Origin of the sequence: Mycobacterium sp. 050272 (assembly GCF_039023525.1) — a bacterium.
Lineage (GTDB): Bacteria > Actinomycetota > Actinomycetes > Mycobacteriales > Mycobacteriaceae > Mycobacterium.
In genome coordinates this window covers 75,195-87,899 of the sequence record NZ_JBCHKV010000006.1, presented here as the reverse complement: position 1 = coordinate 87,899, position 12,705 = coordinate 75,195, and the positions used below count along the sequence as shown (strand labels likewise).

The window sequence follows — 12,705 nt, the reverse complement described above, 5'->3', positions numbered from 1 at the left end:
TCATGCCCGCAGCAGAATCGACCGACCTGGCCGAAAAGATCTTCCGCGAGCTGCTCAGCGCGGCAATCGCCCGGGGCCGCCGACCCCACCACACCGCGGCGCTCGGCCCTACAACATGGCTCGCCATCGACGCCCTCGCCCGCGAACATCCCGAAGCCACCCCGGACCACATCGTCGCCGCACACGACGCCTTCAACCGCGAACACCGCGGCACCCCCTGCACCGAATACAGCGAAGATCAGCACACCGCGCGGGCCGCGGAATATGCGGCCATCGACAACCTCGTAGCTCAACTCCGGATCACCTACCCCACGGTCGCCCCGGAGGCGATCGCCATAATCGTCCGGCGCATCCACGCCGACTTCGACACCCACAACGACCGCGACTTCATACCCCTGTTCATCGAGCAGGCCGTCCGCGAACACCTCGCCTGACCAGCTCCTGCCGCGCGCCGGCAGTGGTGGCCGCCAACGCTTGAGGAAAACCGGTCTTAGGCCTGCTAGCTTGCTGATGAGGCGCACGACGACAGGAATCCGGGGAGGAACCGTGAAGATCGCCACGTCAAAGAACCTGATGGTCGCCGCGGCTGCGGCTGCTGCGAGCGTCAGCGTCCTCTACGCGCCAGCGGCGATCGCCGACGACTCGGTGAACCACACGCTTGGCAGCGCCGCGGAGCTGACCAACGGTGATGTCGTGCAGGCATGGACCGTCAGCGACCTGAAACCCAGTTCCGACGCCATTCCGTATCCGGTAGCAGGAACGCTGTGGGAGGCCACGGCTACCGATCACGCGGTGCGCGGGACGGTCACCCCGATCGTGTCCAACCTGAACGCCCGCGCGCACAGCGGACAGACCTATCGGGTGCTGTTCAGCGTCGCGACACCCCAAGGTGTGAACCCGTCAACCTTGCCGCAAGGCCAGAAGACGACCGGCAAGGTCTACTTCGACGTCACCGGCGACGCCCCAGACAGCGTGCTCTACAACGCCGGCGGGCCGGATCTCGCGGTGTGGGTACAGCCGCCGCCGGCGCCGCCGCGATCGTCATCGACAGGCACCGGTTCGTACACCTCGCCGGGGACGGGTGCGTCGACCGCGGCGCCGACCGGATCCGCCCCCGCCGCGCCGACCCCGACCGTCGCCCCCGCCGCGACGCCGGCTGACGCAGACAGCCCGGGCGCACCGCCGCAGGGCGGCAGCCAGGGAACGCCGTTGCCGCAAGTGAGTCAGGGCACGCCGCTGCCGGCGGATAGTCAAGGGACGCCATCGACACCCGCTCCCGCAACTCCGGGTGCACCGACCACTACCGCCGTGACCCCGGCACCGGCGGTCGCGGAACAGACCCCAGCCCCGGCCGGGGCGGGCAGCACAAGCACGCCAGTGACCCACGGTGGAGCTGGGCAGTCCCCCGGAGCTGTGGCGCCAGCACTACCGTCGACGACGGTGGTGATCCCGCCGCCGGCGACCTAGAGCCAGCCAAGGGGAGATCTGCGATGGGTTGGGATTCGATCCCCGGCACCGAGAGTGGAGCTCGGCCCCGGCTGTCGATTGCTGCGGCGCTGCAGCGTGAGTATCCGAATGCAGTCGCGATAGACGCGAGCGTCGCTAAGGGCCGTGCCTATCTTGCCGTCCGTTGCGAGGACGGCGAGGTGCGACCGTTGTACCTCCTACTAGATCGAGAAGGATTCGCACACCTTGGTGACCCGGGCGATGATCCGGTGTGGGCCAAGGTGTTTCCGCTCGAAGAATCGCCAATGCGCTGGCCCGAAAAGGTAGCGCATGCGCTCACAACGTGGGACTGGCCGACAGTTCGGTGAAGCCATCATTTCTATGACGAGCGCCGTGAAGCGGGCTGCAGCTGTGACACATCGACATCGCCGGGCCGCCCCTCTCGGTTACCGGCGGCGTAGGTTGACGCCGAGCATTGCCGACAGGAACGTATCGAGTGCGTCGGTGGCCGGTCCGAAGTTCCTCGGGCCGGCTGGTTCGTCGGGGTGCTCGACGCTGGTCTCGACGGGTTCGCCGCGGTTTTGGCTGACCAGGAATCGGCGGCCGCCGCGTTCGACGGCGTAGATCATGCGCTGCTCCACGCGGTCTGGGTGGTGGGGGACGGCGCCGGCGGCCGCTGCCCTGGCTGCGTTGTCCCATTCGTCGGCGTTTGCGGGCACAGTCACTGCCCACGCTTCGCAGAAGAACGCCAGCCCGAACAGTCCTGGTGGAACTGCCCGCCGTAGTGCATCCTGCTGGGCGGCGACCTCCCGGGCCAATCCGGCCAGCACATCAGTAGGACGATGTCCTGTGTCGAAGACACTCTGGTCGATCGGGAATAGGTGCATCGTTACCTGGCCGGCGGTGAGTTCGAGCCAGTACAGCTGAGCGGGTTCGTCCCATTGGCTGCGGACGGTGATGTTCTCGACCAGTGCGCGCGATACCTTTTCCACGAGTCCCATTGGGGTTACCGCCGTCCTCGGGGAAGGGAGGCGGCCACGGCGCCCTGGTGTTGAGGCAACAACGGATGTCCTTTCCGGGGCGCGAAGCTCAGCCCTGCGCCGCGATCCAGCCGATTATCGTGAATTACGTTGGCGGGCAATGTCATGCTCCGTTTCTGCTGTTCTGTTCGTGGAGGATGTCTTCGACGAGGTCGCGGGCGTGCTGTTTGGTCGGCACGTCGGGGAAGAGGCGGTCGACGATGACCCAGATTTCGGCGGCGGTGGTGATGCCGAGGTGGCGGATGAGGATCCGGATGTCGTCGGCGTCACGGACAGCACGCGCGGCCAGGACTTTCATGGCCAACAGGTGATCGGCCGGGGTGGCAGCGACTTGCAAGTAGGGGTGATCGAACACACGGGGGCCTTCGCCACGGTTGCGCGCGACGTAGCTGGCGGCCTGGTTGTTCATCCAGGTAGACGGCCACCCGTTCTCGGCGGCCACCTCGCGGATGGCGTCGACCATGGGCCCGTCGGGTTCGAAGAGGGCATCAATGTCGCGGGTGACAGCTCGGTTCGGATTGTAGGCCAACAGCATTGCCGCGCCGCCGAATACGTGCACCTGTCCGACGATGCTGCGGCGCTCAAGCTTCTTAGCGAGTGAGGCGAGAGCACGGAGGACTTCGGTGGTGTCGAAGAGCGGTTCTGGCATCGGGTTGACTCCGTCGTGGGTGAGGTCGCGGCGGTCGAGGAATACGCCGCGGCGGCGGAAGGAACCGGGGGTCCACAGCATCGCCTGAATGCGGGCGGAGGGCAGTGCGGTGATCCACCAGGCGCGGTACAGGAAGCGGTCCGTGGTGGCTGTCCACAGTGGGGCGGGCAGACCGTAGCGGGACGTGATGTGCTCGGCGATCGCGGCCAGGAGGGCGTCATAGCGGGGATCGCCGGTCAGGGGTGGTTCTTCGGTGACGAGCGAGAGAGCTGTGGCACCGGCCTCATCGGCGCCGCGGGTGAACTCGAAGAACAGCCGCAGCCGAGTGGGGTCGTCATCGGGGTGTTTGGCGATCGCCTGCGCGATGGTCGACAGGCTCGCGGCCTCCGTGGCGGGCGTTGGCGGGGCCAGGTCGGTTCGGGCGCCCTGGCGGCGGCGGACGGAACGGATCTCGGCGACGGGGTAGCCAGACGTGCGGCGGATGTGGCGGCTGGACAGGATCGAACGGGCACGCGCGGGAGTGACGCCCCAGTGCTGGGCAGCCTGGTCGACGGTCCACAACTCCACAACACCAACATACGCGCAATACGCGCGCAGGTTGGTGACGAGGGGGCGTTTGGCCCTCTTGCGGAACCCAGCGCGTCACAGGCACCCGCCGACCCGGCCGACCTACCATGGAAACCCGGGAGGGCCACTATGACGGAACAGCTCAGCTTCGAAGACCTGGACGCCGAAGCGTTCGACACCCTATCCGCGGTCGCCGACGACGCCCGGGGCTGGCGTGGACCGGCCGCCTGCGCCGTTGTGGGCATCACCTACCGGCAACTCGACTACTGGGCACGCACCGAGCTGGTCCAACCATCCATCGCCACCGCCTCCGGATCCGGAACCGTGCGCCTCTACAGCTTCCGCGACCTGCTCGTCCTCCGGATCGTGAAACGACTCCTCGACGCCGGCATATCTCTGGCCAACATCCGCACCGCCGTCGCAGCGCTACGCGACCGTGGCGTCACGGACCTCACCGGACTCACCCTCGTCTCCGACGGTGTCGGCATCTACGAATGCACCACCGCCAGCGAAGTCGTCGACCTGCTCGCCGGCGGCCAAGGAGTCTTCGGCATCGCCGTCGGCGCCGCCCTGCCGAGCCTCCGCGAGGACATCCGCCAATTCCCGTCAGAAACCGCCACCGGCGAACGCCAGCCCGGTGTCGTCGACGACGAACTCGCCAAACGACGCAACCAAGTCGCCTAGGACGCGTTCGTGAACGAATTCGACGGCCATCTCAGCGACAACGATGAGCTGCTGGTCGATAAAGGCGTCGACATCGGCGTCGCCATCGACAAGCACGAGCAGATGTCGCTTGTCGAGATCACGCCGAACCTCCTATCCGAACTCCTCGGTGATCACACCGAAGCGGTGAGCGTCCGATCCGGAATCGTGTTCTGGTTCAGCGCAGCCGGAACGTGGGCAACGGTCAACAGAATGGCGACCCTGAACCTGCTCGCCGCCAGCTCCTTTCTGCCGCGCACCGTACCCCTGCTGTGGGGCCCAGTACTCATCACCGGCGCCGCGGTCGATGGAAAACCACGAGGACTCACCGACGCCCAAATCGACACCCTGACAGACGGACCGGAACCGAACTGGCTCGAACAACGCGTCCTGTTGCTACGTCAGCAGCGAGCCGAACGACGGCGACGCAATAGCACACTCCACCGTCCGGCTTAGCTGTGAAGTCTCAGCACGTTGGTGACACGCCCTGCGCACAGAGCCCCATGGTGTGGCGCGGGAGGATGCCAGCGAGCAAGATCATGACGACTCAGACTTGCCGGCGCGGACGCTTATACCGGCGCGCGTTGATCTAGGAGGCGCGACCCAGCCTTGACCAGCAGTTTTCCGGCGCCATATGGAAAGCTTGCTCGCCACGTCGGCCCTTCGACAGACTTGCGCCCATGAACATCTTCGCAAACGAACCCAGCTCTGACGGCCCCGATTCCCAGTCGCCTACTGCGGGACGTACCTGCCACTTCTGCGGGCGCGTCATCACCGACGCCATGGAACCCGCCGCTGTTGTCGTCTCGGCAGACTATGCGGTGTGCGACGATCCCAACTGCCACGAGGCAGCTTTCCATGGAGCCCAAGACGATGTAGCCCAGGCATTCACGGCGATGAACGAGGCGATCGCCCGCCAGTACCCCGATGCCACATCAGAGACGAAACCTCCACCGAAGTAACCAATCTCATGAGATAGAGCTGCTGCGACAGGCTGCATTGACACAACAAACGCCAAAGCGGTTGTCGCCAGACTATTTGGAAATCAACGATATTCGGGGACCGGCCCAACCGCGCCGAAAGTGCCCGGAGGGTCACGAGTCGGTAACGATCCAAGACGCGCTCTGCCAGGCTCAGGGCGTCGCGCCGGACATCATCTGACCCCGATACCACCGCAACCACACCGGTTCGCGTCAATCAACCACAACAAACGATCGAATACGGCACCCAAAGCACGAAGCGGCCACCCCTGAGCCGTGGGCAGCGCTAGTTGCCAAACACCACACAGACCACCACAGTGAAGGCCATGTCAAATGACCCATTTACCATGAGCGACAATATATTTGAACGAATCGAAACCCACCTCGAAGCCGCCCGATCAGAGCTTGACTCCTTTGTCGACGACGCCCGCGCAGCGGTAGATCAACGATCGGGCGCTTGGCAGGAGACCGAACGCGGAGAGGCGGTGCTCGATTGGATTGATCAACTGCAGGACCGCGCGGACGAGATATCCGCATTCGCTCGCGAGCTCCTCCGCGCACCAGAATGACGGCGTGCAGAACAACCGTCAGCCACGGACGCGTCGGCCGACCGCGGCGCTGAGTGCGTCCAACTCCACCAGGACGTCCCGAGCTGCCCAGATTCGATTCCGGCGAGACGCAGACACTACGTCAAGCACACCGGACTCTGTGAGCCGATCCAGCGCCTTATACGTACTCGGCTCACTGGTTCCGGTGATCTCAAAAGCTGTCGCGGCGTTCAGGATCGGCGTAGCCAGCAGATGATCCACCAGCTTCTCGTCCGCTGAATTCGCCCGTGGCCGAGACACTGAGCGCCAGTGGCCGGGTAGCGCACTCAAGCGTGCCGCGGACTGCTCGGCCACCGAGGATGCGATCACTGCCGCCTCCGACACGTAGCGCACGAAGCTATCCGGATCGCCGCGGCGGTACGCAGTCAACTCATCGAAGTAGCGGCTGGTGTCGGCGAGCATTACCGACGCCAGCGGAACGGTGATCCGTCGTGTGAGTCCGCGCCGGCGCAGCATCGCGCTGATCAACGCTCGCCCGATGCGCCCATTGCCGTCCGTGAACGGGTGAATCGACAGAAACTGAGCATGCGCGATCGCCGCCTGGGCCACGATGGGCACGTCTGTGCGGTTGACGAACGCCAGCAAGTCCGCCATCAGGTCCGGGACCAGCTCGGGCGGAGGAGCCACGTACATCGCATCCAAAGGCGTGTAGTCGCTGCCGCCGATCCAGTTCTGCACCGTCCGCAGCGCACCGCTCTCCGCGGCCGCGTAGTAGTCCGGCACCATCAGCAGTCGATGTGCCTCCAGGACACCAACCAGCGTGATCGGACCTACGCCTGCGGCTTCGACCATCGCCGCCAGTGCCCGTGTCGCCGCCAACTGCGACTGGGCCTCGTCGCTGGCCCGCCCACCCGCGACCGCCTTGGCAAATGCCGGCCAACCAGCGTCGACGTGCTCGATCTTCGACGAGGCGACCGACTCACTGCGCAGCAGAAAATCAGCCAACGGCGCCAGGTGCTCGCCGAAGCCCGCCTCAAGCCGCGCCACTGCGACGAGTGCGTCCTCGTGCACGCGCGCTGTCGGACCGGTGGGGTCGTAGTCGAGTCCGCTGATAGCCGGCGGAATCGTCACGTCGACGTGGGAGAGCATTCGGTCAGCGCGGCTGCCGTGTCGGCCCTGCGCCACCCACGGCCGAGTCTCCGTGGTGTGTCCTGGCCAAGCCACGCGACTCCCTTCGAAGAAGAGTTAATCTACCCGGATCATACTAAAGAACAGAGGGAATAACATTTAGTATAGGTTCGTAGCTGACGATACTGCCTCCTAGAGCCTCCGATTCACACCACATGCTACGCCGGAACGTGCGCCGGAAATCGGTGTAAACTATGCGCCATGAGTAAGCGAGTGAGCCTCATCCTCAAAGACGCCGACGAAGCGATAATCGCGCCCTACCTCACCGAAGGCTCCGCCTCGTTCCAGGTGCTTCGCCAGTGGGCCAACAAGCACGGCGAGAACGACATCAAATCCGAGGCCGCCGCTCTACGCGCTCTGCTTCAGGCCGGCGCCGAAGCGCTCCGCGAACAAGTCCTCGACACCGGATACGCCCAACTCGCCGAAGAGTTCAACAGCGAACCTGCCCACACGGAGCGGCGCGCGGCGCGCGACCGCTACGCCCGCCGGACCGAGGCCAATCTGTGAATCGCGGGATGCGCAGCCAGGCATACCGGGTCGACCTCGGACACGGCCCAAAGCCCTGGGTGATCCTCAGCAACAACTCACGGAACAGAAACCTCGACACCGTGCTCGCAGCTCGAATCACCACAACGAGCAGGAACGCGCACATACCCACAGTCGTGCCATTAACCGCCGCCGACCCCCTTGCCGGGTTCGTCCTCGTCGACGACATCATGCAGCTCTACCACGACGAACTCACCGAACCACTCGGCGCCCTATCGCCACCAACCATGAAGGAAATCAGCGAGGCGCTACGGATCGCGCTGCCCTGAGCTCAGAAGCCCGTAATCCGAAGCGACAAAGGAGATTTGATTGCCCACACCGAAACGCGAGGGTCAACGTGCCTCGAACGCCGACCTCACACAGTCGATGACACAGATCCCTGAATTGGTACCCGAAATCGGTTGACGAACGGGAACGATAGAGACAGGAATAATGGTGTAGCGATGCCAACAAACAGGCCAGCCCCGGTGGCGACCGGCCGCAATGGACGATGGGTGAAGCTGGGGGAGGTCGGAGTGGACTCAGCCACTATGGCAATCACCGATCCGGGCATGGCCGGTCCACATGATGCCCTGACGACTGAGGTCTTCGCCGCACGGTTTGGCTCTGGCGTGCGCTTCTGGTCTGGATTCGGCGACGGTGGGTACGAGGTGTGGGGCTGGGTGGCTGACTATGGGACGGAAGACAAGGTCGATGAGCGTCTGGGGCAAGTGGTCGTCACCATGATTGACGACCACGACCTGGCACAGTGGCACTCCGCTCACTGCCCGAGTTGTTCCGTACCCTGCGGCGGATGTCACGGCAAGGGATGCGACGAGTGCAATTGGGAAGGCCGCATCAACAGCGAACAGCCCTGCAAGTAGTCCGATACGAAGATTTGGAGACTGATCACAATGACTAACGGTGAACCGGAGCCGGGGATAGGTCGGATCATCTCCACCGGCAATGAGCCGGTCTACCTCGACCTGAGCGCCAATGCGAAGGATCAGATCGGCGATCACCTGGCTGATCTCTGGCGCCAGGAACGTGGATCCGAGTGGTGGCGCCGGTGCTTCATCATGCATTGCAGTCGCGGCGGCCGCCCTCTGTATCCCTTGGCGCTGCTCGATGACGGCACTGTGCTCCCGAACTCGTACGACTCCGACGAAGCATTGCGCGTTCACGCGCAGGTCGTCGGTTTCGCCGACCGCACCTATGCACAGATCGTCGGACACGAATACCCCTCTGAGCCGATCGGAGGCGGCGCGGTCCTGTCGTGGGAGAGCGCCGTCGAGAACCAGAGTGCCGCAATGGGACGGTGTCCGATCTACCGCAGCCGAGATGGCAAGGCGTTCATCGACCAGGCAGTCATCGACAAGTTCGCCGAACTGGACCCGTAACCAAGACCACGTCCACCCGCGTAGGTCTCCTTGCACGATGCGACGGCCAGTTGTCACCGCCGCCAACTAGATTCAGGACCATGCACCCAGCGCGCGAACTGATCCGAAGAATCCGCCGCCGCCCGCCCCGCCGGAGTATCGGAAGAGTCGCCGATGTTCACATGTGGACGATCCGGGACGGGTGGACTTCACGGGCCCAGGCCTTCCGCGACGAGACCGGCCGAACGTTCACGGTGATCACCCGCCGCGTCGGTGACACCGGGCCCGGACACATCAACGGCGCCGAGATGTTCCGCACCGACGCCTGGGCCCAGTTCTTCCCCAACGAGCAAGCGCCACCAATCCTGATCGCCAACGTCCTCGACCCCCTCTTCAAGTTCAAGGACTCCCCGCAGATCGTGACCCTGGACTTCGACGTCGACGGGATATTCGACCGCCACCACGCCACCGACCCCACCGACATCCAGACCCTGATCCGGCTCGGCGCCGAATGGGACGAAGGCGCCGACTTCGTGCCCTACACACCACCACCACCCAAATACGCCCACGTCTGGCGCCGGTTCCCGGTCAAAGACCTCCCGCCACGGCGCCTCTTCCGCGACATGAAGCCGTACATGACCGCCGACTGGGGCAAAGCTGTCGAGGTGGCCATCCAAGCCATCCAAGACGGCGGCCAGATCCCCGACGACGTACCACCCAGCGTGGACGCCGCCGCGAGAACCCTGCTGTACGAATCCATCGAACTCGGCCGCGAACCCGACAACGTCTGGTACATCAACGGACAACACCGCACCGAAGCAATGCTGCGCCAAGGCGTCGAAGAAACAGTCCTCCGAGAAACAAGACTCATCGCCGAGCCACCGCTACCCGGAGAAATCGGCCAGATAGGCGAGTCCGCGTGAATAGCCCACTCGCCAGCCACGCCCCGGTGGCGAAGACATCCCCATGACACCAACGTGGTGGCACAGTGCTCACTCGGGATCAGGCTCGTTCCGCAGCTGAAACTCCGTGCCTTCGAGGAGCTCCTCAACCGTGGGAGTGACTCTGTCCAGATCGTTGCCTTGGCCCGCGAGCACGATGTTGATCACCGCAACAGCACACCGCCGATCGGCATCGAGCAGATCGGCGAACGTCGGCCGCGGACCGACCCCCTCCAGATAGTCCAGGTAAGCGTTCACAGCGAGCTCGACCGAGTTCAGTTCGTTGTCGTCCATAAACGTATGTCGTCAACTCTGCACGAATCGAAAGCCAAGCCACCTCGCAAGGGGGCGGGGCGTTGATCAGCTGATCAGCCAGGCGAGGCGGCCGGAGGCCTCGGAGGCCAGACGTCGGCGACTCCTCTTGAAACCCACGCGACCGCTGCCAAACATTGACCCATGAAGCGTTTCCTCACCGTGATTCGACGCCTCCACGCTGCCGATTCGCTGCACCGCACTACCGCGGCTCCGCGGCCGCCTGACCGTCAACTACTTCTACCCGTGCACGGGGCGCCACCAAAGGCGGTGGCTACCCGTGACATTCACTCGCCCACCACGAAGGAAGGCCCGCAGCGATGACCATGACACCGCACCTCATTTCCGAGTTCCTGGCCCCATGGGCACTGGCAGTGCTCTCCTACCCGATCCTGCTACGGTCCGCGCGCTGCCTCGTTGTCAGCGGTCCCCGCGTCGCGGCGTCGGTATTGACCCGGCGGCCGCCGTACGGCAAAGGCCACCGCCGTCCCTTCACGCGCAGAGACGTGGAGTCGTTGGCGAGCCTGGCGGTGACGAGCTGCGCGCTGGCTTTGCTGATCGACGGCCTCGTGCCGGGACCGCAGTGGTGGACCCACGAGCTGACGTCGGGATGGGAAATCAGCTTCGGATTCGCGATGGTCGCCGTCGCCGTCGCCGGACCGCTGCTGTCTGTGATGGCGGCACTGCTGACAGCGATGATCGGGCTGGCGCTTGTGTCGTGGCTATCCGAACCGGTCGACGACGAGCCGGAATCGCCAACCCGCATGCAGACGGCGCGGCGGGCATCAGCGCAGGCCTGGAACAACACGTTCCGCCGCGGCCGTCTCGCGCGTGAAGCAGGGCGTGCCTGATGCGGTCGCGGATTGCGCAGCTGTTGTGGCGGTGGTGTGCCGGGCATCCTCGTCGCGGTCCTGGCGATCGCCGGTCTGACACCCGTCCCGCTGAGCAATCGCCGCAGCCCACCACAACGACCGCCCTCAACCCGAAGGCGGCGGCCGCAGTACGCCAGGCCCTCGTCGACACCGAAGCACGAGACAACCTCAGCAACCGCGTAGCGGTCGGCCCGATATCACGCGGCGCGGCCGAAATGCTCTGGGACGAGCCACAGCCCCAGAAGGTCGACGCCCGCGACCCGCTCGCACCCGTTGACCCCGCAACGGCCAGGCCCGGCGACATCGCAGTATTCGCCGACCACACCACAATCGTCGCCGACAACGGTCAACTGATCGGCCCCGCCGGCCAGGAGCATCCAGCAGGACCAGGATTCCAAGGCATCTACCGCCCCGCCTGATCGTTCGGGAAGCAGTTGCGCCTACCGGGCGAGAAGCATGACGCCACCCGTCCACTAGAACGCAAACATCAACGAAATCAAAGGAATTGGCGAAATATGACTGACATCGACCAAGAGGACGAAGCCCTCGCCGACACGATTCCGGCCGAGCTGCTGACGATGACTAGCGCCGACATCCAATGGCTCTTCGCAAGCGGCTACGGCGAAGGACCAATCGCCATCTACAACCGCCGCGCGACGGAGATGAGCATCGCCTACGAAGCAGAAAACGGCGACGTCTACATCCAAGCCGTCAAGACCCGAGACGAGGACGGCACCCCCATCCCAGACGTCACCGCCGTCTCTGACGACGACCAAACCGAGTACCTCGTCTGGATACCTACGGGCCGTGGTTTGGAATTCGCACGAGAAACGCTCCCCTACCGGCGCGTAGCCCAGTAATCGAAATGAAGGTTGTGATTGCTCACGATCGGCACGGTCATGGGTAGGCCGTCGGCCCGGACGGTCGCGATCCGCGACCAGATACTCGCCGCACTACGCACCGAGTGGCCGCTGCCGATATCGACGCGCCGCGTCTGCGAGCTGCTCGGCGCACACCGATACAGTCAGACCGGTTACCGAATCTATCCGCAACTGTGCGCCCTTGACCGCATGGGTCTCGTCGAGCGCATCCGCCGCGACGCCGGCTGCCGCGACGTCTTCTGGCGCTTTCTTGGCGATCCCACGGACGCTGAACTGAACGCGGTCGTAGACGCCATGGACTCGCCTCAGCCGGCGCCCGCGGCGCCAACAGGCAGCACTGACCGACTTGACGCTGACACCGAGATGATGCTGTCGACGTTGGACAGCTACATCAACTCACTCGACGCGGCAGAAACACGCTTCGTCGACGCCGCCGCATCAGGCGATCAAGACAAAGAGACCGATGCGGCCGACCACCTGGCCGCCGTCGTACGGCAGTTCGTTGATTTCTGCAACAACTGGCCCGCACCAGCGAGCGCGAACAACGATCGCCCGAAATAGAAACGTGAGCAGCACGGAGACATGTCTCCGATGCCAGTGCGCTTCGCGCTGGGCCCCACAACTGCCGCCGAGTGCGTACGAAGAGGGAGACTCACGCCGCTGGTGAGAGGCGAA

The 12,705-nt window shown here is 64.6% G+C and carries 18 protein-coding genes and 1 pseudogene; 15 read left to right on the top strand and 4 right to left on the bottom strand.

The window, feature by feature from the left end:
• The first annotated feature begins 2 nt into the window (after positions 1-2).
• Both AAHS21_RS14480 and AAHS21_RS14475 read left to right on the top strand, forming a co-directional pair.
• Positions 3-434, top strand: a complete 432-nt coding sequence (locus AAHS21_RS14480) for a hypothetical protein (protein WP_342928321.1) — start codon at positions 3-5, stop codon at positions 432-434.
• 139 nt (positions 435-573) lie between these two features.
• Positions 574-1,467: a DUF1942 domain-containing protein gene (locus AAHS21_RS14475; protein ID WP_342928513.1), complete on the top strand. Its 894-nt coding sequence runs from the start codon at positions 574-576 to the stop codon at positions 1,465-1,467.
• 425 nt (positions 1,468-1,892) lie between these two features.
• Here AAHS21_RS14475 and AAHS21_RS14470 read toward each other — a convergent pair whose 3' ends face one another.
• Both AAHS21_RS14470 and AAHS21_RS14465 read right to left on the bottom strand, forming a co-directional pair.
• Positions 1,893-2,447: a hypothetical protein gene (locus AAHS21_RS14470; RefSeq protein ID WP_342928320.1), complete on the bottom strand. Its 555-nt coding sequence runs from the start codon at positions 2,445-2,447 to the stop codon at positions 1,893-1,895.
• Positions 2,448-2,589: 142 nt separating this feature from the next.
• Positions 2,590-3,702 (bottom strand): hypothetical protein, encoded by a 1,113-nt coding sequence (locus AAHS21_RS14465; RefSeq protein WP_342928319.1) that lies wholly within the window; start codon positions 3,700-3,702, stop codon positions 2,590-2,592.
• A 207-nt stretch (positions 3,703-3,909) separates the two neighbouring features.
• On the opposite strand from AAHS21_RS14465, the pseudogene AAHS21_RS14460 reads away from it, so the two are divergent.
• From AAHS21_RS14460 to AAHS21_RS14445, 4 genes and pseudogenes are all read left to right on the top strand, one after another.
• Positions 3,910-4,275, top strand: a pseudogene (locus AAHS21_RS14460) (MerR family transcriptional regulator); the annotation flags it as partial.
• A gap of 120 nt (positions 4,276-4,395) precedes the next feature.
• Positions 4,396-4,860 carry a hypothetical protein gene (locus tag AAHS21_RS14455; RefSeq protein WP_342928318.1) on the top strand — a complete coding sequence of 155 codons (465 nt, stop codon included), beginning with the start codon at positions 4,396-4,398 and terminating at the stop codon, positions 4,858-4,860.
• Positions 4,861-5,084: 224 nt separating this feature from the next.
• Entirely contained in the window at positions 5,085-5,366 is a 282-nt protein-coding gene (locus AAHS21_RS14450) for a hypothetical protein (RefSeq protein WP_029367942.1), read from the top strand.
• A 344-nt stretch (positions 5,367-5,710) separates the two neighbouring features.
• Complete coding sequence (locus AAHS21_RS14445) at positions 5,711-5,953, top strand: hypothetical protein (protein ID WP_342928317.1); 243 nt, start codon at positions 5,711-5,713, stop codon at positions 5,951-5,953.
• Positions 5,954-5,971: 18 nt separating this feature from the next.
• Here the strand turns inward: AAHS21_RS14445 and AAHS21_RS14440 are convergent, their stop codons facing one another.
• On the bottom strand, positions 5,972-7,156 hold the full coding sequence (locus tag AAHS21_RS14440; RefSeq protein ID WP_342928316.1) for a Fic family protein: 1,185 nt from the start codon (positions 7,154-7,156) through the stop codon (positions 5,972-5,974).
• Between the two features lie 165 nt (positions 7,157-7,321).
• Between AAHS21_RS14440 and AAHS21_RS14435 the strand changes: the two genes are divergently transcribed.
• The 5 genes from AAHS21_RS14435 to AAHS21_RS14415 all read left to right on the top strand — a co-directional run bounded on the left by AAHS21_RS14435 (position 7,322) and on the right by AAHS21_RS14415 (position 9,947).
• Entirely contained in the window at positions 7,322-7,627 is a 306-nt protein-coding gene (locus tag AAHS21_RS14435) for a hypothetical protein (RefSeq protein WP_342928315.1), read from the top strand.
• Positions 7,624-7,935 carry a type II toxin-antitoxin system PemK/MazF family toxin gene (locus tag AAHS21_RS14430; protein ID WP_342928314.1) on the top strand — a complete coding sequence of 104 codons (312 nt, stop codon included), beginning with the start codon at positions 7,624-7,626 and terminating at the stop codon, positions 7,933-7,935. Before AAHS21_RS14435 ends, AAHS21_RS14430 begins: the two co-directional genes overlap by 4 nt.
• 261 nt (positions 7,936-8,196) lie before the next feature.
• Positions 8,197-8,529, top strand: a complete 333-nt coding sequence (locus tag AAHS21_RS14425; RefSeq protein ID WP_342928313.1) for a hypothetical protein — start codon at positions 8,197-8,199, stop codon at positions 8,527-8,529.
• Positions 8,530-8,559: 30 nt separating this feature from the next.
• On the top strand, positions 8,560-9,045 hold the full coding sequence (locus tag AAHS21_RS14420) for a hypothetical protein (RefSeq protein WP_342928312.1): 486 nt from the start codon (positions 8,560-8,562) through the stop codon (positions 9,043-9,045).
• A gap of 161 nt (positions 9,046-9,206) precedes the next feature.
• On the top strand, positions 9,207-9,947 hold the full coding sequence (locus AAHS21_RS14415; protein WP_342928311.1) for a hypothetical protein: 741 nt from the start codon (positions 9,207-9,209) through the stop codon (positions 9,945-9,947).
• 69 nt (positions 9,948-10,016) lie between these two features.
• Here AAHS21_RS14415 and AAHS21_RS14410 read toward each other — a convergent pair whose 3' ends face one another.
• The gene (locus tag AAHS21_RS14410; protein ID WP_342928310.1) at positions 10,017-10,259 is read right to left on the bottom strand and encodes a hypothetical protein; all 243 of its coding nucleotides are present in this window, start codon (positions 10,257-10,259) and stop codon (positions 10,017-10,019) included.
• Between the two features lie 338 nt (positions 10,260-10,597).
• Here AAHS21_RS14410 and AAHS21_RS14405 point away from each other — a divergent pair, with 338 nt between their 5' ends.
• The 4 genes from AAHS21_RS14405 to AAHS21_RS14390 all read left to right on the top strand — a co-directional run bounded on the left by AAHS21_RS14405 (position 10,598) and on the right by AAHS21_RS14390 (position 12,591).
• Positions 10,598-11,128, top strand: a complete 531-nt coding sequence (locus tag AAHS21_RS14405) for a hypothetical protein (RefSeq protein ID WP_342928309.1) — start codon at positions 10,598-10,600, stop codon at positions 11,126-11,128.
• On the top strand, positions 11,128-11,568 hold the full coding sequence (locus AAHS21_RS14400; protein ID WP_342928308.1) for a hypothetical protein: 441 nt from the start codon (positions 11,128-11,130) through the stop codon (positions 11,566-11,568). Before AAHS21_RS14405 ends, AAHS21_RS14400 begins: the two co-directional genes overlap by 1 nt.
• A gap of 96 nt (positions 11,569-11,664) precedes the next feature.
• A complete protein-coding gene (locus AAHS21_RS14395; protein ID WP_342928307.1) occupies positions 11,665-12,009 on the top strand; it encodes a hypothetical protein in 345 nt (114 codons plus the stop codon).
• Positions 12,010-12,048: 39 nt separating this feature from the next.
• A complete protein-coding gene (locus AAHS21_RS14390; RefSeq protein WP_342928306.1) occupies positions 12,049-12,591 on the top strand; it encodes a hypothetical protein in 543 nt (180 codons plus the stop codon).
• The last annotated feature ends 114 nt before the right edge of the window (positions 12,592-12,705 follow it).

Coding starts and splice junctions, on each gene's coding strand:
- AAHS21_RS14480 (WP_342928321.1), top strand. CDS start 3: ATGCCCGCAGCAGAATCGACCGACCTGGCCGAAAAGATCTTCCGCGAG.
- AAHS21_RS14475 (WP_342928513.1), top strand. CDS start 574: ATGGTCGCCGCGGCTGCGGCTGCTGCGAGCGTCAGCGTCCTCTACGCG.
- AAHS21_RS14470 (WP_342928320.1), bottom strand. CDS start 2,447: ATGGGACTCGTGGAAAAGGTATCGCGCGCACTGGTCGAGAACATCACC.
- AAHS21_RS14450 (WP_029367942.1), top strand. CDS start 5,085: ATGAACATCTTCGCAAACGAACCCAGCTCTGACGGCCCCGATTCCCAG.
- AAHS21_RS14445 (WP_342928317.1), top strand. CDS start 5,711: ATGTCAAATGACCCATTTACCATGAGCGACAATATATTTGAACGAATC.
- AAHS21_RS14435 (WP_342928315.1), top strand. CDS start 7,322: ATGAGTAAGCGAGTGAGCCTCATCCTCAAAGACGCCGACGAAGCGATA.
- AAHS21_RS14425 (WP_342928313.1), top strand. CDS start 8,197: ATGGCAATCACCGATCCGGGCATGGCCGGTCCACATGATGCCCTGACG.
- AAHS21_RS14420 (WP_342928312.1), top strand. CDS start 8,560: ATGACTAACGGTGAACCGGAGCCGGGGATAGGTCGGATCATCTCCACC.
- AAHS21_RS14415 (WP_342928311.1), top strand. CDS start 9,207: ATGTGGACGATCCGGGACGGGTGGACTTCACGGGCCCAGGCCTTCCGC.
- AAHS21_RS14410 (WP_342928310.1), bottom strand. CDS start 10,259: ATGGACGACAACGAACTGAACTCGGTCGAGCTCGCTGTGAACGCTTAC.
- AAHS21_RS14405 (WP_342928309.1), top strand. CDS start 10,598: ATGACCATGACACCGCACCTCATTTCCGAGTTCCTGGCCCCATGGGCA.
- AAHS21_RS14400 (WP_342928308.1), top strand. CDS start 11,128: ATGCGGTCGCGGATTGCGCAGCTGTTGTGGCGGTGGTGTGCCGGGCAT.
- AAHS21_RS14395 (WP_342928307.1), top strand. CDS start 11,665: ATGACTGACATCGACCAAGAGGACGAAGCCCTCGCCGACACGATTCCG.
- AAHS21_RS14390 (WP_342928306.1), top strand. CDS start 12,049: ATGGGTAGGCCGTCGGCCCGGACGGTCGCGATCCGCGACCAGATACTC.